The organism is Tissierella pigra, from assembly GCF_009695605.1.
Classification (GTDB): Bacteria; Bacillota; Clostridia; order Tissierellales; family Tissierellaceae; genus Tissierella; species Tissierella pigra.
The window spans coordinates 31096-56145 of the sequence record NZ_VUNQ01000016.1; the positions used below are offsets into that span (position 1 = coordinate 31096).

Annotated in this window: 30 protein-coding genes; 4 read left to right on the forward strand and 26 right to left on the reverse strand. The window is 28.7% G+C overall.

Going from position 1 to position 25050, the window contains the following annotated elements:
- Window positions 1-5: 5 nt before the first annotated feature.
- Window positions 6-578: a thymidine kinase gene (locus tag FYJ83_RS08935; protein ID WP_154439982.1), complete on the reverse strand. Its 573-nt coding sequence runs from the start codon at window positions 576-578 to the stop codon at window positions 6-8.
- A gap of 148 nt (window positions 579-726) precedes the next feature.
- On the opposite strand from FYJ83_RS08935, the gene FYJ83_RS08940 reads away from it, so the two are divergent.
- Window positions 727-1500: an ABC transporter ATP-binding protein gene (locus FYJ83_RS08940; RefSeq protein WP_154439983.1), complete on the forward strand. Its 774-nt coding sequence runs from the start codon at window positions 727-729 to the stop codon at window positions 1498-1500.
- On the forward strand, window positions 1493-2293 hold the full coding sequence (locus tag FYJ83_RS08945) for an ABC transporter permease (RefSeq protein ID WP_154439984.1): 801 nt from the start codon (window positions 1493-1495) through the stop codon (window positions 2291-2293). The genes FYJ83_RS08940 and FYJ83_RS08945 overlap by 8 nt, the downstream gene beginning before the upstream one ends.
- 67 nt (window positions 2294-2360) lie before the next feature.
- On the opposite strand, the gene FYJ83_RS08950 is transcribed toward FYJ83_RS08945, so the two are convergent.
- From FYJ83_RS08950 to FYJ83_RS08960, 3 genes are all read right to left on the reverse strand, one after another.
- Window positions 2361-2966 (reverse strand): peptidylprolyl isomerase, encoded by a 606-nt coding sequence (locus tag FYJ83_RS08950; RefSeq protein ID WP_229768546.1) that lies wholly within the window; start codon window positions 2964-2966, stop codon window positions 2361-2363.
- A gap of 193 nt (window positions 2967-3159) precedes the next feature.
- A complete protein-coding gene (locus FYJ83_RS08955) occupies window positions 3160-3861 on the reverse strand; it encodes an MgtC/SapB family protein (protein WP_154439986.1) in 702 nt (233 codons plus the stop codon).
- 30 nt (window positions 3862-3891) lie between these two features.
- A complete protein-coding gene (locus tag FYJ83_RS08960; RefSeq protein WP_154439987.1) occupies window positions 3892-4401 on the reverse strand; it encodes a nitroreductase family protein in 510 nt (169 codons plus the stop codon).
- A 92-nt stretch (window positions 4402-4493) separates the two neighbouring features.
- On the opposite strand from FYJ83_RS08960, the gene FYJ83_RS08965 reads away from it, so the two are divergent.
- On the forward strand, window positions 4494-4856 hold the full coding sequence (locus FYJ83_RS08965) for a DUF1667 domain-containing protein (protein ID WP_154439988.1): 363 nt from the start codon (window positions 4494-4496) through the stop codon (window positions 4854-4856).
- 38 nt (window positions 4857-4894) lie between these two features.
- On the opposite strand, the gene FYJ83_RS08970 is transcribed toward FYJ83_RS08965, so the two are convergent.
- The 6 genes from FYJ83_RS08970 to FYJ83_RS08995 all read right to left on the reverse strand — a co-directional run bounded on the left by FYJ83_RS08970 (window position 4895) and on the right by FYJ83_RS08995 (window position 10324).
- Window positions 4895-6247 carry an MATE family efflux transporter gene (locus FYJ83_RS08970; protein WP_154439989.1) on the reverse strand — a complete coding sequence of 451 codons (1353 nt, stop codon included), beginning with the start codon at window positions 6245-6247 and terminating at the stop codon, window positions 4895-4897.
- Window positions 6248-6361: 114 nt separating this feature from the next.
- Complete coding sequence (locus tag FYJ83_RS08975; protein WP_154439990.1) at window positions 6362-7162, reverse strand: ABC transporter permease; 801 nt, start codon at window positions 7160-7162, stop codon at window positions 6362-6364.
- A 4-nt stretch (window positions 7163-7166) separates the two neighbouring features.
- Entirely contained in the window at window positions 7167-7967 is an 801-nt protein-coding gene (locus FYJ83_RS08980) for an ABC transporter permease (protein WP_154439991.1), read from the reverse strand.
- Window positions 7964-8944: an ABC transporter ATP-binding protein gene (locus FYJ83_RS08985; protein ID WP_154439992.1), complete on the reverse strand. Its 981-nt coding sequence runs from the start codon at window positions 8942-8944 to the stop codon at window positions 7964-7966. The genes FYJ83_RS08980 and FYJ83_RS08985 overlap by 4 nt, the downstream gene beginning before the upstream one ends.
- Window positions 8945-9065: 121 nt before the next feature.
- Window positions 9066-9323, reverse strand: coding sequence for a zinc ribbon domain-containing protein (locus tag FYJ83_RS08990; protein ID WP_154439993.1), 258 nt, complete (start codon window positions 9321-9323; stop codon window positions 9066-9068).
- Window positions 9324-9391: 68 nt separating this feature from the next.
- The gene (locus tag FYJ83_RS08995; RefSeq protein ID WP_154439994.1) at window positions 9392-10324 is read right to left on the reverse strand and encodes a helix-turn-helix transcriptional regulator; all 933 of its coding nucleotides are present in this window, start codon (window positions 10322-10324) and stop codon (window positions 9392-9394) included.
- 270 nt (window positions 10325-10594) lie between these two features.
- On the opposite strand from FYJ83_RS08995, the gene ymfI reads away from it, so the two are divergent.
- Complete coding sequence (gene ymfI, locus FYJ83_RS09000; protein ID WP_154439995.1) at window positions 10595-11335, forward strand: elongation factor P 5-aminopentanone reductase; 741 nt, start codon at window positions 10595-10597, stop codon at window positions 11333-11335.
- Window positions 11336-11351: 16 nt separating this feature from the next.
- On the opposite strand, the gene FYJ83_RS09005 is transcribed toward ymfI, so the two are convergent.
- The 16 genes from FYJ83_RS09005 to FYJ83_RS09070 form a co-directional block, all read right to left on the reverse strand.
- Entirely contained in the window at window positions 11352-12008 is a 657-nt protein-coding gene (locus FYJ83_RS09005) for a pentapeptide repeat-containing protein (RefSeq protein WP_154439996.1), read from the reverse strand.
- A gap of 11 nt (window positions 12009-12019) precedes the next feature.
- Window positions 12020-12502, reverse strand: coding sequence for a Cys-tRNA(Pro) deacylase (gene ybaK / locus FYJ83_RS09010; protein ID WP_326828328.1), 483 nt, complete (start codon window positions 12500-12502; stop codon window positions 12020-12022).
- Between the two features lie 20 nt (window positions 12503-12522).
- Complete coding sequence (locus tag FYJ83_RS09015) at window positions 12523-13683, reverse strand: sensor histidine kinase (protein WP_154439997.1); 1161 nt, start codon at window positions 13681-13683, stop codon at window positions 12523-12525.
- Window positions 13684-13688: 5 nt separating this feature from the next.
- The gene (locus FYJ83_RS09020) at window positions 13689-14861 is read right to left on the reverse strand and encodes an MFS transporter (RefSeq protein ID WP_154439998.1); all 1173 of its coding nucleotides are present in this window, start codon (window positions 14859-14861) and stop codon (window positions 13689-13691) included.
- A gap of 98 nt (window positions 14862-14959) precedes the next feature.
- A complete protein-coding gene (locus tag FYJ83_RS19665) occupies window positions 14960-15172 on the reverse strand; it encodes a hypothetical protein (protein WP_195837966.1) in 213 nt (70 codons plus the stop codon).
- A 27-nt stretch (window positions 15173-15199) separates the two neighbouring features.
- Window positions 15200-15349 carry a hypothetical protein gene (locus FYJ83_RS19670; RefSeq protein ID WP_195837967.1) on the reverse strand — a complete coding sequence of 50 codons (150 nt, stop codon included), beginning with the start codon at window positions 15347-15349 and terminating at the stop codon, window positions 15200-15202.
- A gap of 105 nt (window positions 15350-15454) precedes the next feature.
- Window positions 15455-16141 carry a peptidylprolyl isomerase gene (locus FYJ83_RS09025; RefSeq protein ID WP_154439999.1) on the reverse strand — a complete coding sequence of 229 codons (687 nt, stop codon included), beginning with the start codon at window positions 16139-16141 and terminating at the stop codon, window positions 15455-15457.
- 58 nt (window positions 16142-16199) lie between these two features.
- Entirely contained in the window at window positions 16200-17390 is a 1191-nt protein-coding gene (locus FYJ83_RS09030; RefSeq protein ID WP_195837968.1) for an ABC transporter permease, read from the reverse strand.
- Window positions 17383-18294: an ABC transporter ATP-binding protein gene (locus FYJ83_RS09035; protein ID WP_154440001.1), complete on the reverse strand. Its 912-nt coding sequence runs from the start codon at window positions 18292-18294 to the stop codon at window positions 17383-17385. Before FYJ83_RS09035 ends, FYJ83_RS09030 begins: the two co-directional genes overlap by 8 nt.
- Window positions 18295-18324: 30 nt before the next feature.
- Window positions 18325-19650 (reverse strand): ABC transporter permease subunit, encoded by a 1326-nt coding sequence (locus tag FYJ83_RS09040; protein WP_154440002.1) that lies wholly within the window; start codon window positions 19648-19650, stop codon window positions 18325-18327.
- 108 nt (window positions 19651-19758) lie between these two features.
- Window positions 19759-19953, reverse strand: a complete 195-nt coding sequence (locus FYJ83_RS09045; protein ID WP_154440003.1) for a hypothetical protein — start codon at window positions 19951-19953, stop codon at window positions 19759-19761.
- A 70-nt stretch (window positions 19954-20023) separates the two neighbouring features.
- Window positions 20024-20278, reverse strand: coding sequence for a hypothetical protein (locus FYJ83_RS09050; protein WP_154440004.1), 255 nt, complete (start codon window positions 20276-20278; stop codon window positions 20024-20026).
- 9 nt (window positions 20279-20287) lie between these two features.
- The gene (locus FYJ83_RS09055; protein ID WP_154440005.1) at window positions 20288-21442 is read right to left on the reverse strand and encodes a P-loop NTPase family protein; all 1155 of its coding nucleotides are present in this window, start codon (window positions 21440-21442) and stop codon (window positions 20288-20290) included.
- Window positions 21414-22826, reverse strand: a complete 1413-nt coding sequence (locus FYJ83_RS09060; RefSeq protein ID WP_154440006.1) for a radical SAM protein — start codon at window positions 22824-22826, stop codon at window positions 21414-21416. The genes FYJ83_RS09055 and FYJ83_RS09060 overlap by 29 nt, the downstream gene beginning before the upstream one ends.
- 471 nt (window positions 22827-23297) lie before the next feature.
- On the reverse strand, window positions 23298-24260 hold the full coding sequence (locus FYJ83_RS09065; RefSeq protein ID WP_154440007.1) for a M23 family metallopeptidase: 963 nt from the start codon (window positions 24258-24260) through the stop codon (window positions 23298-23300).
- 136 nt (window positions 24261-24396) lie between these two features.
- Entirely contained in the window at window positions 24397-25047 is a 651-nt protein-coding gene (locus tag FYJ83_RS09070) for a response regulator transcription factor (RefSeq protein WP_154440008.1), read from the reverse strand.
- Window positions 25048-25050 lie beyond the last annotated feature (3 nt).

Below are 25050 nucleotides of genomic sequence, written 5' to 3' on the forward strand. Positions count from 1 at the left end.
TTATATCACTGTCCTTTCTGCTCTTCCAAAAAACATTTTCTGCAAAGAGGTTCATATTCGTCTGTTGCTCCTATTACTATTCGTTCTTGAGCTTTAGTCTTTCTATGACTTACCCAAGCATCTGTACCACATTTAACACATACTGCATGGTGTTTATATAGATAATCTGCCATAGGCATAAGTTCCTTTACTATTTCAAAAGCTTGTCCTGAAAAATCCATATCAAGTCCTGCAAGTATGACTGTTTTTCCCTTTTCTAAAAACTTATTGATTGTATCTACAATATCTTCTATTTTACCTCCTAGAAATTGTACTTCATCTATTGCTATAACGTCTAAGTCATAAGATTTACAGTATTCACAGATTTCAAATATATTATTTACCATAACTGCATTTAATGTTGTATTGTCATGAGTTCTTATTTCTGATTTAGGATACCTAGTATCTATTGATGGTTTAAAGGCTATTGTTTTATATCCTGCTATATTAAATCTTTTTACGTCTTTTTCTAAACTTGATGTTTTCCCTGAAAACATGGACCCTGTATGTATAATTAGCTTTCCTTTGTATTGATGCAAAATAAACTCCTCCTTAATATTATTACTGAAGTATTATACCATTTTTTATGGTTTTGGACAAAATTAATATTTTGTAATCTCACATATTGCATTCCTTGGGAATACAATAAATTACTATATATTATTTATTGCAGGAGGTGTTTTTTATATGAAACCTTTAGTTGAAATTAACGGCATTGGAATGACTTATCACAGCTTAAAAGGTGAAACGGAAGCCATTAAAGATATAAATTTAAATATATCCAAAGGGGAAATAGTTGGAATAGTAGGGCCTAGTGGATGTGGAAAGTCCACCTTATTATCAATAATAGCAGGACTTATAACTCCAAGTAAGGGGAATGTATTAATAAATGGAAAACAAGTAAGTAAATCTAATAGTAATATTGGATATATGTTTCAAAAAGATCAGCTTTTAGAGTGGAGAAATATTTTAGAAAACGTAGTCCTTGGATTAGAAATTCAAAGAAAATTAACTCCAGAAGTTTATGATAATGCCAAAGCCATGCTTCACAGTTATGGACTAGGAGAATTTATATCTTCCTATCCTAGACAGTTATCAGGTGGTATGAGACAAAGAGTTGCATTGATTAGAACTCTTCTATTAGAGCCTGAGTTACTTCTTTTAGATGAGCCCTTTTCTGCCTTAGATTATCAAACTAGACTTGCCATAGCAGACGAGATCGGTATTATTCTAAAAAAGGAACAAAAAACAGGATTGTTAATAACTCATGATATAGCTGAGGCTATTAGTTTATCAGATAGAGTTGTGATACTTTCCAACAGGCCTGCAACAATCAAAGAAATTGTAGATATTAAACTAACCTGTCCAATTGGGAAAGAAACTCCTTTAGGATGTAGGGAAGCACCTGAATTCAGGCATTATTTCAATAAGATATGGAAGGAGTTGGATATACATGTCTAATAAAAAACCTTCTAAAGAACATGAAGAGTATTTAATTAACTTAAAGAAAAAAAATAGAAATATATTCTTAACTCAAATAAGTATTTTGATACTAGGTCTTTTATTATGGGAGGTAGCAGCACATTTTAAGTGGATAGATACTTTCTTAACTAGTTATCCATCGCAAATTTGGAAACTATTTTTGACTTATATAAAGCATGGTAATCTATTTTACCATGTTGGGATTTCTGTCATGGAAACTATAATAGGCTTTTTAGGTGGAACTTTATTAGGCGTTATTATAGCAATTGGTCTTTGGTGGTCAGATTTTTGGGCAAAGGTATTAGACCCCTATTTAGTAATGTTAAATAGTCTTCCTAAAACTGCCTTGGCACCTATTATAATTATTTGGGTTGGTGCAGGATATAGCGGTATTATAGTTACTGCAATTACAGTGTCTATAGTGGTTACAATTATGAATATGTTTGAAAGTTTTATATCAGTGGATAACGATCAAATAAAGCTATTAAATACCTTTGGTGCTACTAAGTTGCAAATATTACAAAAAATAATAATTCCATCATCTATTCCTACACTTATAAATACATTAAAAATCAATATTGGATTATCATGGGTAGGAGTAATCGTAGGGGAGTTTCTAGTATCTAAAGCTGGTATAGGATATTTAATAGTCTATGGTGGTCAAGTGTTTAAATTGGATATAGTTATGATGAGCATATTTATTTTAGCTGTTATATCAGTATTTATGTACAAAGCAATTTCCATATTGGAAAATAAATTTAGAAAATGGTAAGGTTAAAAAGTTAAAATAAAAACCTCATTTACAGTAATCACTTTTTACTGTAAATGAGGTTCTTTTATTATTTATATTTTACAATTTCTACTTTTTCCATTATAACTGGTTCCACTGGCTTATCATTAGCTCCAACTTTTACATTAGCAATCTTATCTACTATATCCATCCCTTCATATACTTGACCGAATACAGTATGTTTAAAGTCTAACCATGGAGTACCACCTAACTCTTCATAAGCCTTTACTACATCTTCTGAAAAACCTGATTTTTCTCCTAGCTCTTTCATTTGGTTCATTAGATTCTTATCTACAGCTGAGTTTTGAACTATAAAGAATTGACTTCCATTTGTACCTGGTCCTGCATTCGCCATGGATAATGCTCCCCTAAAGTTATGATAGTTTGAATCAAACTCATCTTCAAAAGGTGCTCCCCATATACTTTCCCCACCTGCACCTGTACCTTGTGGGTCTCCCCCTTGGATCATAAAATCTTTGATTACTCTATGGAACATAATTCCATTATAGTATCCATTTTCAATATGAGTTTTAAAGTTTTCTACTGCCTTTGGTGCTACATCTGGAAATAATCTTATTTTAATATCTCCAAAATTTGTACTAATAATAGCTACCTCTTCTCCATCCTTAGGCATCTTTAATTGTTCTAAATTCATCACATTTCCTCCTTGATTTTGATCAATATCTTCTACTTCAGTATCTCCATTACCTTTACATCCTACTGCAAATAATACAACAAAAGAAATAAACAATATTAGCATAATTCTTTTATTAAGCTTATACATCTTTCCATCTCCTAGTTAATAATATAGCATAATTTTATGGTTTTATATAGTCGTATTAGTTCATCTAATTATTATCTGATACAATATTTCCCTCAAAATTTGCACTTATAACTCCATGTATTTGATAAATTTCTTTATATAGATTGCTAATGTTAAAATTATTAGGTGTTTTAACTATAAAACGAATCTCCATTATTCCACTTTCTTCATCATATCCACTATTGTTTAATATAATAATATCTTTAATGGATAAATAATACTTGCCAAAAAGGACTCCTATCTGACCGATAATACCTGGTCTATTTGTGGCTATTACTTCAATAGTTTTATATTTCTTTACCAATATTCTATTTTCAAAAATTCCTACACTGGTTAAAGTAGTTAAAACTATGACTGTAGTAACAACTGCACCTAAATAATAGCCAGAACCTATGGCTAATCCAATACCAGCACAAACCCAAAGACTGGCAGCAGTCGTAAGTCCGCTAATATTGTTTCCTGTTCTCATAATAGTTCCTGCACCAAGAAAACCTATACCACTAACAACTTGAGCCGCCAGTCTGGCTGGGTCTCCTCTAGGCACACTATCATTAAGTTTTAAAAAACCATCTATAGAAATAAGCATAATTAAGGTAGACCCCAATGTTACTAAAATATGGGTTCTAAGTCCTGCAGGTCTATTATTTGCTTCTCTCTCAACACCTATTAATCCACCTACTATGGCAGATAGTAAAAGCCTTCCAATTATCTCAACTTTTGAAATCATGAAAGCAGCTCCTTTAAAGTATATATACTCTTACCATTTATCATAATGAATTTTGCCGTCATGGTAGTTATTAGATGGTTCTTTTTCTTCATCTTTATTTCCTACTACTACCATTCCTATGGGAATTATATTACTTGGTAGCCCTAAAACCTCTTTCATAGAATTTACTAAATCAGATGAATCATATAATCCACACCATACTGCTCCTAATCCAATTCCATGAGATGCTAAAAGAATATTTTGTATAGCTGCAGCACAGTCTTCTACTAAAAATCCTCTAGCAGGTTGTTTTTCTTCATCTCCACAAACAACTATTCCACATCCAGCATTAGGCAACATCTGTGCATACTTATGAAATTCAGATACTTCTTGAAGTAATTCTTTATTTTTTAGTACTACAAAATGCCAAGGCTGCATATTGTGGGCAGATGGAGCTTGAAATCCTGCTCTAAGTAATGTATCTATCTGTTCATTAGTAATTACTTCCCCAGTAAATCGTCTTATACTTCTCCTAGTCATAATAGCTTTTAATACATCCATTTTACCACTCCTTTTATTTTATTATATTATATTTATTCTTATTTTTATATTGTGTTATAATAATTATGTAAATAATAATGGAGGTTATACCTATGAATATAATTGAAAAACAATGTAAAGTCTGTCCAGTAGGATGTAATCTTAAAATCACCAATGACAATAATGAATACTTCGTTGAAGGCAATCGATGTAATAGAGGTGAAGAATATGGCATAAAAGAAATTATAGAACCTTCACGCATCCTTACATCTAGAGTACTCTTAAAAAATGGTCCTATGAGCAGACTTCCAGTAAAGACCACTGACATTATTGCTGAAAGACTAGTAGAACAATGTATGGAAATAATTAAAATAGCTGAAGTATCTGCTCCTGTAGAAAAGGGAGATATTATTATAAAGAATATATTAAATACTGGCGTAGATGTAGTAGCAGCTCGAAAAGTAAATAGTCTATGATAACTCCAATTTTTGGTGCTAAGTACCAAAAATTGGAGTTATTCTTTATGAAGCCCTTTCTTTAAAGTATATATAAATAATCCTGTTAAAATTATTCCCTTAAATACAGTACTAATACTCATACTCCACCAAACTCCTGCCATTCCCAATGCAGTAGCTGATAATACCAATGCTCCAGGAATTCTAAGTAAATTCAAGATAATTCCTGTAGTAGCTGGAATATATGTCTTTCCAATTCCATTAAATCCTCCTGTAGAAGCTATTTCAATAGTTATAAAGAATTGTGATAATCCTAATATCCACAAGTATTTTTTTCCCATTTCTATTGCCACCACATCGTTTGGAGTAAATATTTTAAATATTGGTCCTCCTGCAAATATCAATAAGAATGTAGCAAACATACCTATAATACTTACTATTCTAAGTCCCTTATAATAACCTTCTTCTACTCTATCATAATTCTTTGCCCCATAGTTTTGCCCTACAAAAGCTGCTATGGCAGTGGAAAAACCTTCTGCAGTCATCCATGATATTGATTCTATCTGTGAACCTACGGAGGATACTGCAACTGGAGTTGGACCCCAATTTGCTAATATTTTTGTCAGTACCATAGATATTAAGGCATGAGCCCCTGATTGTAGAGAAGATGGAAATCCTAACTTAAATATTCTTTGAATATAATTCATATTAGGCAACTTAAATAGGTTTAAATGTGAAAATAAAACTCTATTTTTCCTTGAAACAACTATATATATCAATGTAACTATAAATTGTGCAGTTATAGTAGCCAATGCTGCCCCTTTTATTCCCATGGCTGGAATTGGCCCAAATCCAAAGATTAAAGCTGGGTCTAAAACCATATTCGCCACCAATCCAATACTTGAAATAATAAAAGGTGTTACACTGTTTCCTGAAGCATTGAATATAGCAGAATATACTGGATTTACAAAATTAAATATAAATCCACAAGCCACAATTACTAAATAATCAGTAGCCATTTGAATAGCTTCTGCATCTCCTAAATTAAAAAATCCAATGGCTTGATTTCTAAATACCAATAGAATTAAAGAATACATAAGTCCTACAAATATATCTAGTTTTAATCCATTTGATATATATTCCCTTGCATCAGCCATATCATCCCTTCCATGGGCTTGAGCAACCCCTACACTTACTCCTATTGAGGATATAAGTACAAGAGACATACCAAACCACATAAAGAATCCTGCTGTTCCCGCTCCAGCTACAGCATTGGTACTAAGTCTGCCTAGCCACATCATATCTGTTAAATTATACATCATCTGTATAAAAGATGTACCCATAATAGGCAAAGCCAATTTAGTAAGGGTACTGGATATATTTCCTTCTGTTAAGTTAATATTTTTTTGCATATAAATCTCCCTTTGCTAATTAATAAATTTATGTTTAGTAACTCTAAATAATTGTATAGTAAAAAATAAAATTAATCAAGATATTTGAAAGCTATAATAGAACTTTATTCGCTTCTAACTTCCTGTTGAAGTATAATGTTTGACTCCTATTTGCCATACTAGTAAAGATAATAAAAAGAACATTGTTCCAACTAAAGGTGAAATCCATCCCAACCATATGGGATAATTATATAGTTCTGTCTTTCCCAATATACTCATGGCAGGAAAATAATTGACTGTAGCCAGTGGAATAATATATATAAGTATTTTTCTAAACCAAGGCTTATATATAGATATGGGATACTGTGCCGCCTGAACTCCTCCATAAGTAAAAGAATTTACTATTTCCAAACTTTGAACAGACCAAAAGGATAAAGTAGCTTGAAGTACAATAAGCCCTGAAAACAAGAAATTTCCCCCTATAATTGATCCAAATAATAATAATGTCTTACCTATTGTCCATTTTATATTTAATCTAATTGCAGCCCATATAAGGACAACGAGACCTTGACAAAGTCTGCCTATTCTCATTATCTGAAAATCATATCCTAAAATTTGCAACACTGTTGTTCTAGGTCTAAGTAGTATTCTATCAAAATCACCCAGCCTAACTAATCTAGGAAAAATATCAAATCCTCTAGTCCATCCTTCCGTAATAGCAAATGCAATATGAACTATTCCATAGAATAAAGCTGCTTCCTCAAAAGTAAAACCTTGTATATTCCCAAATCGCTGAAACAATGCCCATATACCTAGAAATTCAATAAATGTTATTAAAAAATGACCTATGACCATCATAATAAAGGAAGCCTTATATTGAAGCTGAGATTCTATACTTAATTTAACATATTTAAAATATAATCTAATACTTTCCATATCTTTAGCCTCCTTGTACTATTAAATCTTTTATTTTTCTATTTAGTATCCATTGTCCTAATATATAGATTATCAATGCCCAAATACATTGAAATAAGAAGTATTTAAACAGTTGATAAAAGGGAATTTCACCAGTAAAAAATCTAGCGGGAATATCTACTAAACCGCTAAAAGGTAAATAATTTAATATTTGTTTCAATTTATCTGGGAAAAGTGGTAATGGTACTATCATTCCTGAAAATAAGGTGACAATAGATGATAGTAATCTTTGAATACCATCTCCTGAAATAGAGTAAAGAGTAGTTATATTTATAATATTTGTTATGGTACAAGAAATAAGAAGTGCTCCAAAGGTAGTCACTATCCATCCTATGAAAGATAACATATTTAATGGCAATTCCATACTATAATCTTTGGGCAGTAATAAAACTACTATAAATAGAGGAATGGATTTAAGCAAAGTTGGAGCAGTTCTCAAAGCAAATGCCCTTGCAAACCAATAGTTATACAAATTCATAGGTCTTACAAGTTCGTATGTTACATTTCCTGTTCTAATTAAATCCTGAATTTCCCTATCTCCATTCCAAGGCAACATACCAAGCATAGCTTGACCAATCCATATATAAGTAACTGCCACTTTATAATCAATAGGAATTTCTCCACTTGAAGAATTGTAAAATCCATATAGAACCATTATCATAACCATTCCAAAGAAAAATTGAGTGACTCCCCCTGCAAAAGCAGCCACTCTATATTGTAACATCAAATTAAATCTAATTTTTATAATAGATATAAATGGCTTCATATATTTAATTCTCCATATAATTTAGCAATTATTTCTTCAATAGGAGTGTTTTCTATTAATATATCTTTTATTTTATATTTAGTTGATAAAATATTTATTAATTCTGCAGGAGTTATTATATCAGGATTGAAATCTATCATAAGCCTATTTTTTTCTTCTTCAATTAGAGTTGCTCCATTTATGGAAAAGCCGTTTGTACCTTCATAAGTTTCTAAAATCATTCTTCTATCTTTAGATACTGTATTTCTAAGGGTTTCTAAGGAACCATCTAAAAGAATTTGTCCCTTTCCTATTACCATTACTCTATTACATAGAGTTTCTATATCATCCATATCATGAGTTGTGAGAATTACCGTAACTCCTTTTTCTTTATTAAGCTTTTTTATAAATTCTCTAACTGCTAATTTAGATATGGCGTCTAAGCCTATGGTAGGTTCATCAAGAAAAAGTACTTGAGGAGAATGAAGTAATGATGCAGCAAGTTCACATCTCATTTTTTGGCCTAAACTCAATTGTCTTACTGGAGTGTTTATAAAGGATTCTAAGTTTAGCCATTCTATAAGTTCCTTTTTTACTTTTATGTAATCCCCCTTTGGAATCTTATAAATATCCTTTAAAAGCTCAAAAGAATCGATTACAGGTAAATCCCACCAAAGCTGAGTTCTTTGTCCAAATACTACTCCTATATCTTTTACATAATTTATTCTTTCCTTGTATGGAACTTTCCCTAATACTTTGCACTCCCCTGAATCTGGTGTTAATATTCCAGATAATATTTTTATAGTAGTAGATTTTCCAGCCCCATTAGGTCCAATATATCCTACTAGTTCCCCTTCACCTATTTCAAAGGATATATTTTCCAAAGCTTTTACTATTTTATATTCCTTGTGTATAATATTTTGTAATCCACCTACTATGCCTGACTTTCTCTGTCCTATTTTATACTCCTTAGACAACTGATTTGCTACAATAACCATGACTAAACCCCCTCTCCATTTTTAAAGCGTAAGGTTGATTTTATCAAAGTAAGCAGGTAAAGTCAATAAAAAAACTCCTATGTAACATATTTGTTATATAAGAGTTTTTAAGCTATAATAATTATTTATTCCATCGTTTTAAATGTGGAAGTGAATTGTTTAGTATTGCTCTAGCATCTTCCTCGGCCATTCCATTTTCTTTCATAAAAGGTACACAAGTTTCTATCATTTCTTCCATTGTTTCCTCTGGCTTTCTAAAACTTCCATCTTCATAACAATAAGTGCAGTAATCCAGACTTTTACTTCCATCTTTCTCTGTACCATAAAGACTAGTATCTTCCATTGGCATCCCACAGCTTTGACAATATTCTTGTTTCATAAGATTTCCCCCTTATTTCTATTATTTATCTTATGATACCATTATGTTTTGTCAACAGTATGTCATATTTAATATTTTTCATAAATTTTTCGTGATTTTTTCTTAATTATATCTTTAATATAAAACGGCTCAATGACTTCTATATATTCACCATAGCTTAATATCATGGAATAAACCCATTCATCCTCTGGAAATGAAGTTCTAACTATTATAGATCCATCTTTATCTATGGTAATATCTTCTTCATAAAAAAATTCTTCTACTCTTTGCCGTACCTTAGAAGAAAACTTTAGAACTAAATCTACCATATTATTTTTAGGAATACTTTTATACTTAAATTCCTCATAACTCATTTCTCTTCTATTAAAGCCTTCCTCTAATAAATGAATCCTATGTATCCTAGAAAGCTTAAAAAACCTATATCCATTTCTCAAAAGACAATATGAAAAAACATACCAATTAAGTCCTTTCAATACAAGACTCATAGGTTCTATTCTTCTTTCTGTTATATTTCCATCACGATTTCTATAGCCTATATGTAATAATTTTTCTTTGCTTATTCCTTCATATATAATATTATATTTCTTTTTATCTTCAGAATCAATTCTATATCCCCAAGGCAAGTCACATATTATCAACTCATTAAAATAATAATCGAATTCCTCTCTTTTATCTTTTGGTACAATATTACTTATTTTGTCAATTGTTAAGTCAATGTCTTTATTATGTGAAAAATTCTCTATATTTTTTAGCGCAATTACAATTGAAGCCATATCATCCAGTGTCAGTAGCTGATGGCTCATTTTATAGTTGTCTAAAATTCTAAATCCTCCATCTCTGCCTTGGTTAGATACTATAGGGATACCTGCTAAGTTAATAGTTTCTATATCTCTATATATAGTCCTTAATGAAACTTCAAATCTATTAGCCAATTCTTTAGCAGTTATATTATTTTTATTAAGTAATATAACTATAATAGAAAGCAGCCTATCTATTTTCATTATTTATTTCCCCTTTTGTTGTTATTATGTTTTACCTACTTCCTGTGTATACAGTCCTTCCTCTTTAATAATAAGACAAGGAAGTACCCATTCTAGACCTCTAAATTTTATTATTTTGTTTTCAATAATCATATAACAATCTCACTTTAATATATTGTTTTTGGTTCTTCTATATATTTCCTTAACTTAAAATATAGAGTATAATTATTATTATATAAAAATAGATTATAAAATTAATATAAACTGTTATACATAAGGAGTGGGTTATTCATGATTTTTTCAAAAACTGCAATTGTAACTGGTGCTTCTAAAGGCATCGGACAATCTATAGCAGAATTATTTGCCAATGAAGGTTATAATGTTTTAATTAACTTTAATAAATCCGAAGAAAATGTCTTTAATTTATATAATAAGCTTAAAAACAAAGGTCTATCTGTAAGATTATTTAAAGCAGATGTTTCCAAAAGAGATGAAGTAAATTCAATGATAGATTTTTGCATTAAAGAGTTTCATAATGTTGATGTACTTATTAACAATTCAGGAATAAGTCAATCAAAATTATTTACAGATATTACTGATGAGGATTTAGATAATATGATAGATGTCAATCTTAAAAGTGTTTTTTACTGTACACAAGAAGTTTTAAAGTATATGATTCCCAATAAAAAAGGAAAAATCATCAATATTTCTTCTATATGGGGTATCATAGGTGCTTCTTGCGAAGTTCACTATTCTGCTACTAAAGCAGGTATAATAGGATTAACAAAAGCCTTAGCAAAAGAACTAGGTCCTTCAAATATTCAAGTAAATTCTGTTGCACCTGGTGTTATTCAAACTGATATGCTTTCTTCTTATAGTGAAGATGAATTAAATGTCCTTAAAGAAAATACTCCTTTAATGAGATTAGGAACTCCTTATGACATTGCTAATTGTGTACTTTTCTTGGCATCTCATCATGCTGATTTTATAACTGGACAAATAATTAGTCCCAATGGTGGATTTGTGATTTAGTTTGTTTTTATCTACTTTATTCCTTAATTACAACTCCCAATAATCCTGCTAATTGAATTACCTGCATATTTGAGACTATTACTCCATTTAAATCCTCTATCCTTATTCCTATTCCCTCTATATTGCAGGTTCTTAAATCTATGCCTTTTAATGCTACTCCAACCATTTGTATTCTTTTCATATCAATATCTGTAAAACCTATCTTCGAAAACTTAGAATTTTGAAAATCTACATTATTTAATAGAGATTCTATAAATTTTACTTGTTTTAAATCAGAAAATCTAAAAATAGAATAATTAAGATTACAATTAGTAAATAGTACATTTCTCAATGTTCCATTAGTTAATTTTACTCCAATCATTTTACAATCCACAAATTCTACTCTATGTATAATTCCTCCGCTTAAATCTATATTGGATAAATCACAATTAATAAACTTTACATCTGTTAGCTCAAGAGCATTTAAAAATACATCTTCAAATATTACATTTTTAAATATTACCTTTTCAAATATTACCTTATCTGCCCTTTGTTCTTCTATATAACAATCACTAATAATACCCATACTAAAAAAATCTTCATCTTCTATGGTTTTATTTCCTATATCCAACTGCTCCAATTTCTCTGGAATTTCAGGTGATAGAATCTTTATTTCATCTTTTACTTTTGACACTTTATTTCCCCCTAATGATCAACAATAAAATTTCCAATCTCTCCTTGTACCAATTGAACCAATTTTACTACTTGTAACTCCACTTGAACACCGATCTTTCCTGCACTTACAATAATATTGTCTATTTCTAAAGCACTTTCATCAATGAAAGTCTTATAGCTTTTCTTCATTCCTATGGGAGAACATCCGCCTCTTATATATCCTGTAAATTTAAATACATCTTTTACCGGTATCATATCTATATTTTTTTCTCCTGCTAATTTTGCAGCTTTTTTAAAATCTAGTTCCTTATGTACAGGTAAAAGAAAAACATAAATATTTTTACTATGACCTTGAGTTACTAATGTTTTGTAAACAAATTTTGGTTCTCTCCCAATTTTTTCTGAAACCGAAATTCCATCTATTCTATCATCACTTTTATCATAAGTAATAGTATTATAATCTATTTTCATCTGGTCTAAAATTCTCATTGCATTAGTTTTTATATTGGACACATTATTCACCACCTAATTGATTATATATTTGGCAACACTAATTCAATTTTAAATCCCTTGCTTATACTATTATCATAATTAATTTTACCTCTGTAATCCAAAATTCTTTTTTCAATTCCCAACAATCCGTTTCCTTTAATGAACTCATTACATCCTACTCCATTATCAGATACTATAATCTTTATTTCTTCGATATAAGCCTTGACACTTATATTTATTTCACTACATTTACCATGTTTTACACTATTAGTTATGATTTCCTTTATGGAAGTATATATTATATCTTTATATTCAGGTAAAATCTCCTCTATACTTTCCTCCACATCTAATATTATTTTAACCTTTCCTGTATCCTCTATATTAGCAACTATTTCTTTTAAGGAATCTATAAATGTTTTAGTGACTTTCTCTTTCAAGGCATAAACCGCTTTTCTCAAATCATCCATACTTCTCTTGGTCAATATATGGGATTTATTAATTAGCTCTTTAGCTTTATCTATGTCTCTATCTATAATCTTCTCTGTCACATCTAGATTCATATTTAAAGCTATAAGATTATGTCCTAAATTATCGTGAATTTCTTCTGCCACCCTGCTTCTTTCTTTACTTATAGTTAATTCTTCTATTTTCTCTGATTGCTCCTTTAGCTTTTCATAGGATAATGCCAATTCTTTATTTAGCCTATCTACTTCTTTTTTTTCTTTTCTTAAAGCTTTATATCCAAATAAACTTACTAAATAGAAACATATTCCAGTTGATACCATAATAATACCTAATATATTATCATAATCTATATTATCATAATCCGATATTATTCTAAATGAAATTAGACCTAGAAGAGATATTACTTCTAATGATATGAATAATCTTGAAATTTTTCCTTCTCCATATAAAATTAATTCATACAAAATCAGATAAAAATATATATCGATATATCCCTCTACATGCAATGATAATATTAAGTTTATTATCATTGCTAAAGATATAGATGAATAATATTCTTTTATAGTTTTATAAAAATATTTTGTTCTTAGATAATCATTTATTACTATTACTAAAAATAATACAAAGCAAATTAATGCCTTAATATTATTGTCTCTACAACGATAAATAACATCCATCCCTATAAGAATCTGTACTGCCTTATACAAATAACGATTGTACTTGTAAATTTTATTCATCTATATTACCTCATTGTTCTAGTTATCTCTATTTCTGTTTTCACTCTTATATTCTTAATATAAAGATAGCAGATAAATAAAGTCATTACAAGTAAAAGTACTCCTTTAGTATAAAACACTATATCATTTCCTATATTTTCGTATATATAAGAACCAGCTGTATACCCTATTGCTCCACCTATACCACTGGCAAAACTATATAATCCATAGGATCTTCCTCTTTTATCTTCTCCCACAAAATCAATTATCAATGAAGAAAATGCAGGACTATAGAACATTACTATAGTAGAAATCAAAGTATATAAAATCATAAAACTATAATACCCTTTATTAAAAGGTATCAATATTTGAAGTATGGCATTTATAAACATTCCAACTATAACTATCTTTTCTCTCCCATATTTATCTGAGAAACTTCCAAATCTCTTTGGTAAAAAAAGAGCTAAAATAGATGCTGGAATAAATAAGAAAGTTATTAGACTAAGGTCATATGTAATATGTTCCTGTAAATATAATAAATATATTGGTGCTGTTAAACTGATTATCAATGAAATAACTCCTATTATTCCCAGGAAATATTTCAACTCTTTCTTATTTTTAATATTACCCTCTTCATACCCCTTTTTAATATTAACAGTCTCTGGAAGATTTTTAATCGTATAATAAACAGATGCTAAGCTAGTAACCATAAAAATAATAAATATTAATCTAAATGGATTATCAGTAAAATTGTTGTATAGAATAGTAAATCCAATAATGCTGCCTATCCATTCACCTTTAGCCATCCACTGATCTAATAATCCAAAATTTTGTCCTCTATTGGTTTTATCACTAATATCGGAAATAAATGTGTCTACACTTATCCATAAAAAGGAGGCTCCTAAGGACTGAATTATTCTTCCTATTAATAAATACTTAAAATCTCTAGCCATTATAAAAAACACATTAACTACTGTATACAGAATAGTACCTATTAATATTCCTGTCTTTCTTCCCCTTTTATCTATTAGGTTTCCTACTATTGGTCTTATGATAATGCTTATTATTGAAAAAATAGAATAAAGATACCCTATTTGGATAACATTTGCCCCTATAGATGAGGCATATATTGGAAATATAAATCCTATAAAGGATAATGGAAAAGATATAAAATAGATGGTGTTGTATAATCCTCTCATAATAAAAAACCTCCTATATATTCTTATTTTAAGTGTATAGGAAATTTGAAAATAAAAAATCTATCTAATGTCATTATCATGGTCATGTTTTTCTATGACTATAGTAATATGTTAGATTTCACTTTTTCCAAATAATTTTCATCAAAAAAATACAGATTAGTTATATTGTTTTTTAGTTCCAACAGTTCCATATATTCTTCACAACTTTTTATCAGTTCTTCCTCAATACCATCACCTACTAAAGAAAATACCTCTTTGAATTCTATTTCTTTTATTTTTATTATCCTATTCTCATTAGCCTTTATTTCCAAATCTAATAATTTATAAAATTGTTCTACTTATAAAATATCATTATAAATTTGTGATACACTATTTAAAAAACTAGCTACATTTGACTGTATAGCACTTAAACTTTCTATATAAGCTACTATACCTCCTACTAAATCCTTTCCTATTGCCACCATCTTTACAACTTTAAAAAATGACAAATTGGAGAGATTTCGTAAATATATTGTATTATTGGTTTTATGGATTTTTTAGTTTTTTTATATGTATTCTCTTTCATATTATTTTCTCCTCATGAGATTATTCCCTTAATAAGATACAAGTTCCACCTTTTCTATGACTATTGATTTAATAGGTTGGCCTACTACTGTATCTATTTCTGTATTAGCTATGGCATCAACTACATCCATTCCCTCAAATACTTGACCAAAAACAGTATGTTTATTATCTAAATCATAAACACCACCCAATGTCTCATAGGCCTTAATCACTTCATCAGTATATCCACCTTCTTCTCCTATTTCTTTCATAAGCTCTATTATATCATTATCAACATCGTTTCCCTGAACAATAAAGAAGTTACTAGTATTTGTATTAGGTCCACTGTTTGCCATGGATAAGGCTCCATAGAAATGTCGATAATTTAAGCTAAATTCATCTTCAAATTCATCTCCCCAAATGCTTTCCCCATACTTACCTTCTCCAGTAGGATCTCCTGATTGGATAAAATAATCTTTTCTGACTCTATAAAAACTTTGACCATCAAAATATCCTTTCTTTGTTAAGCCTTTGAAGTTTTCCACAGCCTTTGGTGCTACATTAGGAAATAGTCTGATCCTAATAATACCTAAATCTGTTTTCATCACAATCACTTCTTCGCCTTTTTCTGGAAGCTTTAACTGATCTAAATCTATGGATTTTCTTTTTGAACAGGAACACAATAGTAGAAATAATATTAATAAAATCACAGCCAATATAATTCTTTTCTTTTTCATTGCCCTTGTCCTCCTATTGACAGTATTGATATTTTCCTATCCATTAGTTTTTTGCTCCTTATAAGTCATCCGTTATAAATTTACCATAGCTAATGGCAGTTAGTATTATGGATAAAAAGACAGTAATTGTTATTCCCAATAAATAAGATGCGTTAACTTCACCCTTTATTACTTGCTCTATATTTAGATATGATAATGGTAACCAAAATCGTAACATAGATTTATTATCTAAAAAAGATTCAAATACATAATTTAGCATAATTAGACCTGTGATTAATCCTAAAGTCCTTGAAATAGAATTAATCAAAATTGAAAAAGCTACAGTTAATAGTATGGACATTATCACACTGAAAAGTAACAAAACATATCCTAATATTAAATATCCACTTGTAGATATGACTTGAAAATTTCCAAGATTATCTACGTTACTAGTTAAAGAAATTAGGATCTTTGTAGAACCTATTACTTGTGGAAAGTCTCCCTTTCCTATTCCATAAATCATACTTATTATTATAAAAAAGATTAATATCAATGATACCATTATTACTATTAAAAAAAGTAGAATACTCAATAACTTTGACCAATATATTTTCTTTCTAGAATAAGGTTGGGTAAAATATAATTTATAACTTCCTTCTTCAATCTCTCCCATAAAAACATCTATTGATAATATAATAGAAAATATAATTAATATCATTGGATTATGTCTTTTTAATAAAAAGGTTAAAAACTGTACCCCATTCAATTTATATGGTGATAAATAAGGCTCCATACTATTTTCTAGTAAAAATTCATTCATCATTATCTGCTGTTTTAACTTAGTTGGATGTTGATTCCTAGCTTTTAAAATGGTTTCTTGTATAAATTCATTTTTTTCTCCGAAAATTAAATTTTTAAATTTGCTATTTTCAAGTTCAAGGTTGTGTCGCCAATCATTAACTTTCGGAGCTTTATAGTAATCTTCTAACAATGTAGATGTACGACCTTCTATGGCTAAAAATGCTACTTCGTTTGGGTTCTTTTCATAATCTTCTACATGTTCTTCAAGTATAGAAATTATATTTGATTTCTGATTAGCTTCAAAGCTTTGAATTCTCATATTTTGTTCCATTATACTAAAAAACTCTCTATCTAGTTTTACATAATAAAATACTAGACCTATTAAATAACCAATTAATAATAACAAAACAATTCTATTTTTCCTACTTTCTACAAATTTACTCCATTCACTTTTTATTAATTTAATCATTTTTATCACCATAAACCTGTTGATAGACTGATTCAATATCTATTTCTGCTTTATTAATATCTAATATTAATATTCCTTTTTCTAATAATTCAGACAACAATTCTGATAATAATTTTTGATTTTCCAAGGAAACCTTTACATTATCTAGTGAAATATATTGTATTTTTTCTTTATCAATTATAGATTCTATAATTGGTCTTGCTTTTTCTAAGTCTGAGAGTTGTAAGATGTAACTAAATCGTTCGGAAATAACTTCTGGAGTTTCTATGATTTTTCCATTATTTATACATATTATTCTATCAGCTAATTTTTCTACCTCTCCTAATTGATGGGAAGAAAATAAAATTGAAATATCTTCATCTTTAATTAACTGTTGTAGTGTATTTCTCAAATCAATAATTCCATTAGGATCCAATCCGTTGGTAGGTTCATCTAAAATCAAAAACTTAGGTTTACTAAGAAGTGCAATTCCTAACCCTAACCTTTGTTTCATTCCCATAGAATATTGAGATACCTTAATATCTAATTTATCCCTTAATCCAATAAAGTCTTCAATTTCTTTAACTCTTTCTTTTGTGATATCTCTCATTTTTGATATGAGGTGAATATTTTTTCTCCCAGTCATATCTAAGTAAAGTCCTGGAGTTTCAATTAAAGAAGCTTGATAACTTAAAGCCTTTTCCTTTTCTTTGAATAAGTCTACATCACAGATTTGAATTTTCCCACTATCAGGAATTACTAAATTACACAAACATTTCATTGTTGTTGATTTGCCTGCTCCATTTGGTCCAATAAAACCTACAATTTCATTATGAGAAATTTTAAAGGATACATCTTTTAATATATGTCTTTTTCCATAGGTTTTGTTTAAGTTTTCAACAACTACTACATATTTATTATTCATTATAAAATCACCTACTATAATTAATCTAAACTATAAATCTTTTCCTCGATAGTATATAACATTACATAAAAATATGAATAAGGCTGTAATTAATAATACTGACAATGCAGCTAAAGCTGTCACTCTATATGTTCCATTTAATATCCTCACAGGATTATTCATATAAAATGGACTTAAATTGTATCCACCTTTTATTGTCCATTTTTTGCTTAAAATAGTTCCAACTAAGGTTATTAATCCAGAAAAAACAAAACCTATTACTGGATTTTTTGCTATGGATGATATAAATAAGTTTAAAGTAACATAAAATATTACAGAAGATACTAATAGCACTAAGGCCAACAATAGTAATTTATATAGGGAAATAAAGTCTAACTTTTTATTTATATCTCTATCTCCACCTTCTGCACTGGCATATAAACTAATTCCCAAGGAGTCATTATATCCTCTAGTTTCTATATCTTTCTCTAAGTAGTCAGGTAATGATTTAAAAGTTATCATAGTATCTTTCATAAACAATACTGGATAATTATAGTTTTCAAACCCATCTATAACTCCATATCCTATAGAAATAATTGATGCTGGAATAATGATTATAAACAAAGAAATCAATATACCTACAATAGTTTTAGAACCCAAATACTTATTTCTAGAAAAAGGTTGTGTGAGAATAAGCTTTAGACTCCCAGTATTCCACTCATCATTAATGCTATTAAAAATAATTGCAAGTATAATAAAACCTATTACGATTGGTATTATATGGTTAAAATAATGATATAAAAACATCATGCTATCCATATGATACTTTTCAACTGGCTGAAGATTGTTTTTGTATAAAATATTATAATATTTAGCTGTAATTAAATAAGTATCTACTTTTTCTCTTGTAGAACCTAGTACTCCAAATTTAAAATCTATATCTTCATACTCTATTCCACCATTTACTTCATCCCAAAATTTCATGGATTTTATACGAAAGCTTTCCTCTCTTAAACCACCAAACCTTTGTACTGCAGCTTTACCTCTTATTAAATATCCAAATGATGCTAATCGCTCCCACTCCGTATAATCTTCCTCTTTTGCAGCAATTCTCATCTGTGTTCCTATATCAATAAGAACATTAGAAGCATTCTGAGATTCTTTTGGTCCATCTTTATATTCATCTAACAATCTACTACCAGCGTTTTCCATATATCTCCCAAGCGAATCAAAGTTGATTGCAGAAGTCTCTGTTAATGACTTGGTTTTATAGTCTAATATTTTCTGAAAAGATAAAATAAAAATTAATAAAATTAAAAACCATGTTCTAGCTTGACCAATTTGTCTCTTAAATTCAAACCATATGTATTTTCCCATTCTCTACCTCCTAGAAATAGGCTTTAATCAGATAAAAAAATTTATTAATTAACTAGCACATAGACGATAACGTATTTATTTATACTACATCAGCGAATCACATTAAATTTATATCTTATTAATAGACGTAGGCTCTACTCCCCTTACTGACATATTTCTTGAAGCTGCATATAAACTCTCACTACTATCAATATGAGCATCGAAGGTAGGATAACAATGACAAGGATGCCTACTACATGCACATGCATTTGCAATTTCTCTCGCACTACTTAGGCTTTGTTTTCTCTTATTAAGTGATTTCATATTATTTTCCCCTTTCTAAAATAACAAAGTAATAGCTACTTAAAACAACATCTATGTGCAAGTTAATAACTTAGTTATTGATGTGATTACTTACGTTGTTTGCAATACTTCTTATACTGATAAATGAAAAATCAAACACATCCTTTTCATCAAAGTGAATATTATATTTTTCTTCTAGATAGAAAAATATAAACAATAGTTCCGTAGGTCTAAAATAAAAAGGTTGGCTAAATAAACATCTTTCTTCATTGTTTTTTACATCATCTAACGATATATTAAATAAATTTGACACTATCTTACAAACATCATTTAATATAGTCTCCATAAAATCCCCCTATCCCAATTGTTCTATTATATCCTGAAATAAATTTTCTAAATCTTTTTCCATAAAAACATTAAATACTTTAAAGTTTAAATCTTTATTCAGATTACCAATTATATCATTTATCTTTGATTCATTACTAAAAATAACCTCTACCTTACTTGCCCTATTAATCATTGGTATATCTAGTTCACAATTTGATATATGTAAAGCATCTATTGCGCTGTTAAATTGTCTGTCAAAAATAGACGACAATTCCTTAAAATATCTACTATCTATTAATTCTGGAGTTGAAGCACATATAAAGTAATCACTTTTTATTGCCTGAGATATCATAAATGCATAACTACCAAATGAGTTTTCAAAATACTTATTATATCTAATCATACCAAATGGTATTTGAATTATTATTACATGTGGTTTTATTAACTCTACACATGCTCTAATATAATTATTAAGCTCCATTATTCTATCCTCAATGGATAACCCATTATTTATGAAGTTTTTAGGAAACGTAAGACAATCAAATAATTTTCCAGAATTATCTGCCATGATACAACATGCTCTATATCCATTTTCTTTAAATTTTTGCTTTAAAGAAATAGTAATGTAATTATTATCGACAATATCGAAAACCCCACCTACATATATCACTGGAATATTTGGTATAAAGAAAGATAATCTATTTTCTTTTATCCTTGTTAGATATGAATCTATCTTTAAATTTTTTGTAGTTAACAAGTCAATATATTTGCTATACTCTAAAAGGTGTTTATTTTCTTCATCTAACTTTAGTGATGAAATTATTCTTTTGTTTGTTTTAATTGCTTTTTGCAGAACATCTTTTGTTCCTTCATTTATTGGATCACCAATATATCCCTCGGGTATAAATAAAAGATCAACTTCTTCTAATAGTTCATCTGAGTATTTTAATACTGATACATCAGATTTCTTTCTGTTTACTGAAAAAGCTATGTCTTTTCCTATTAGACCAGTTCCATCTTCTGTTGCTACTATAATATTAAATTTATTTTCAACTAATAGTTTTACTATTGAAAAAGCCTTATAAGAAAATGGATAAATTAAAATTTTATCATCCTTTGTCAACATATAATCACCTTCTCTAAGAATATTTTTTCTATAATAGATTATCATACCTAATTTCATTTAATATTTCCATATCTACCAATTTATCATGGAAAGAATCTCTACACCTATTACATGATTCCTTAAGAATATCTTTGCTTATTGAAGCACATTCATATGCCTTAGCACACAATGAACAATGTCTAAATGCAAAACAATTTTTACATGTATCTTCATTAGATTTGGCAACATTTAAAATTCTTAGTGCCCTTTCCAAATCTATTCCGTTCTGAATATTTCCAAGATGGTTTTTTTCTATTATTTCACTAACACGTTCGCACGGAAGCATCTTTCCCTCTGCATTTACCATCAGCCTTTGTTTTCCAGGCAGACAAGGGCCACTTGGAGCATATACTTTACCTAATCTTACACTATTAGTAAGACCTTCTAAAACCTCCGTACATTGCATTAGATAATTGCTTAGTAAATAGAATTTATCTTTCAAATTTACTCTTCCCAGCATATGTAAATAACTAAGAAATGAATAGTAATCGTACGACTCAATAAATTCAAGTGACACTTGATTTTTATTCACTAATGAACTATCATCAACAATGCTACTCATAACCCGAACACTTTTAAGAAACTCAAATTCATCAAAAACCTTAATGTAATTCTCAAATGTAGCACTTGGGTCTAAAACCATGTTAATACATAAATTAGAAAATAAATTTTGATAATATTTACTAATATTTTCAATATTTGTTATGACAGATTCAAAAACACTTCCTTTCCCATTAGCAAATTTCCTATTTCTATCATTTATTGTCTTGGTTCCATCAAGGCTAATAACTAAATTAAAATTATTATCATTTAAATATCTTGCCTTTTCATCATCCAACAACGTTGCATTTGTTGTCATATGAAAGTTTCGACCTTTACCTTTAAATACTTGATTTACATAGTCAACACATTTTTTTAGTAACTCGAACTCCAATAATGGCTCACCACCATAAAAATTAATCGTAATTTGTTGTGAATCTACAGATTTCTCTATATAATAGTCTATACTTTGTTTCGCTAAATCCCATGACATTTTATTTGCACTGTTGTGCACTCTCTCTGTACCATTATTAGAAGTATAGTTGCAATAACTACAACGTAAATTACAAGACTGTGTTAATTGTAATATTAGCATATCAGTTTGACGTTCTAAGTATAAACCCAAACTATCAGTAGTTGGATGTTTTATTTCTTTTACCCTATTATCTGATAAGTACCCCCCTTCTTTTAAATCCTTTAGTTTGTCCTCTAATTCATTATTAATATCAATCTTATTAGAACCAGACATCATATTGTTTAAATATTGATATAAGCTGTGTTCAATTCTTACATTTTCATTTTTATTTACATCGTAAAAATAATAATTTTTAGGTGTTTTAAAAAGATGAATAAATGGTTTCATACACACTCTCCTCCAAAATGCTCATAATTGTATAACAAAAACACATTATATTTGATTTATAAATATAATGTTATATTACTTTCTAAAATAGCTATTAATGTTTTTTCCTATGATTTGAATGATTTGAAAAGTTTTATATCTTTTTGAAATTATATAAGCTTTTTAGATTGTTGTTCATGAACTGTTTATCCTAATTGTAACACATATCAGATGGTAATTTAAAAACTTTTTCCACTATTTTTGCCCATATTTCTACATATTCTTACACCATTACCTATAAAGGATAATGAAAAAGATATAAAATAGATGGTTTTTCTCAGCTCTTTCATAGTATTACCTCCATTATAATTATTATTTTCTGTTGCTACTATACATGTCTATATACCCTATTTTCTTAATATATTTATTAATGCTAATAATAAATTTGAATACTAAGCTATAAAATTTATTTATATTTTTCTTAGAAACAACCTAAGATTTAATTACATAATTCTTAACGGGGTATATATTATCAAATATTATTGGAATACTTTCTCCTAACCAATAATCACTGTCTTCAGAGTATACAACCTGAATATGAAGATGGGGTATTATTGAGTAACCTGAGTTACCCACCTCCCCAAGATAATCACCTATTTCTAGATTTTGACCAAGATTTACTACAATAGTATCTTTTTTAAAATGATATAAAGATATATAATAATTGTTGCTTCTAATAATAATTTGATTTCCTGTATTATTAGGGAATCTACTATGTGGAATATTATCATCTAGATTTCCCATTACTTTTACTACCTGACCTGCTATGGGACTATATACTTTTTCTCCATAAATATTGTAAGCCTTATTATAAGATGACAGTAGATTACCTTTTTGAAAGCCACATTTGTTTAACTTAATCAAATCTACAGCAAATCGCATAGAATAGTAATTTTTTATGTTTTTTCTTTTCCATCCATAATAATGATAATTAGTAAAATATGACTTTTTACCGTCTCCACCATCAATAACTAAAAATCTACCATTTTTAAAAGGGAATGTTAAATCAAAACAATTTTTCTTTTTCCTTTTACTTAAAATAATATTAATATCAATTATGGTAAAAACTATAATAAAAATAATCCTTCTGAAACTATTTATCAAATCACTTAATTGCCCAAATGTAATATCTTGAATAAATATAATTCTATAGATAATTAAAAAAGTACCAATTATTATAAAAAAGCTATATACATATCTCAAATAAAAACTAGTATATCCCCAATAGAAAAATGAAAAATGAAAAAAGAACATTACTAGTACATATATAACCAATAAAATATATTCACTTACTGTGTCATACCTTACAGTAAAAATCATATATATTAATTCACATGGTAATATTATCTGACAATATAGGTTAGCCAAAAAAATAATTACTTTATTAGATACCATAGTATCACCCCATAGCCTATTTATATTTAGGAAACAGAAGGTTCCAATACTTTAATTATATAATAATATTGAATATTCTAAATCTAACTAAGGTCATATTTTTATATTACTAAAGTAATATAAAAGCTATGATTAATTAATCATAGCTTTTTCCGTCCTTAATAAGTAATGCCAATTGAGTTCTATCTCTTAAATCTAATTTATCTAATATTTTAGTTATATGATTTTTCACAGTTCCTTCTGCTATATACAAAGTTTTTGCTATTTCCTTATTGGATTTTCCTTCTCCAATTAATAGAGATATTTCATATTCCTTCTTAGTCAGGTCTTTAAATATATCTTCATTTCTATTATTTTGTATGGTTCTATTATTTCCTATAGACCCTAATATTCTCTTAGCAACATCAGGCTGTAAAAGTACATTTCCTTTATAAACTGTTTCTATTGAGCCAACCAACTCTTGGGAGGATATATCCTTTAACAAGTATCCGTCTGCACCATTTTTTAGTCCTTCAAATATGTACTCATCTTCATTAAAAGTAGTTAGTATTAATATTTTTATATCTGGATAATTTTCTTTTATTATCTTTGTAGCCTCTACTCCATTCATTATAGGCATTCGTATATCCATTAAAATTAAGTCTACTTCTTTATATTTTAATGCTTCTATGGCTTCCTTTCCATTAATAGCCTCGTCTACTACAAATATATTATCATAAATCCCTAGCATCATTCTAAGACCTTCTCGTATTAGACTTTGATCATCTACGATTAAAACTCTGATCATGGT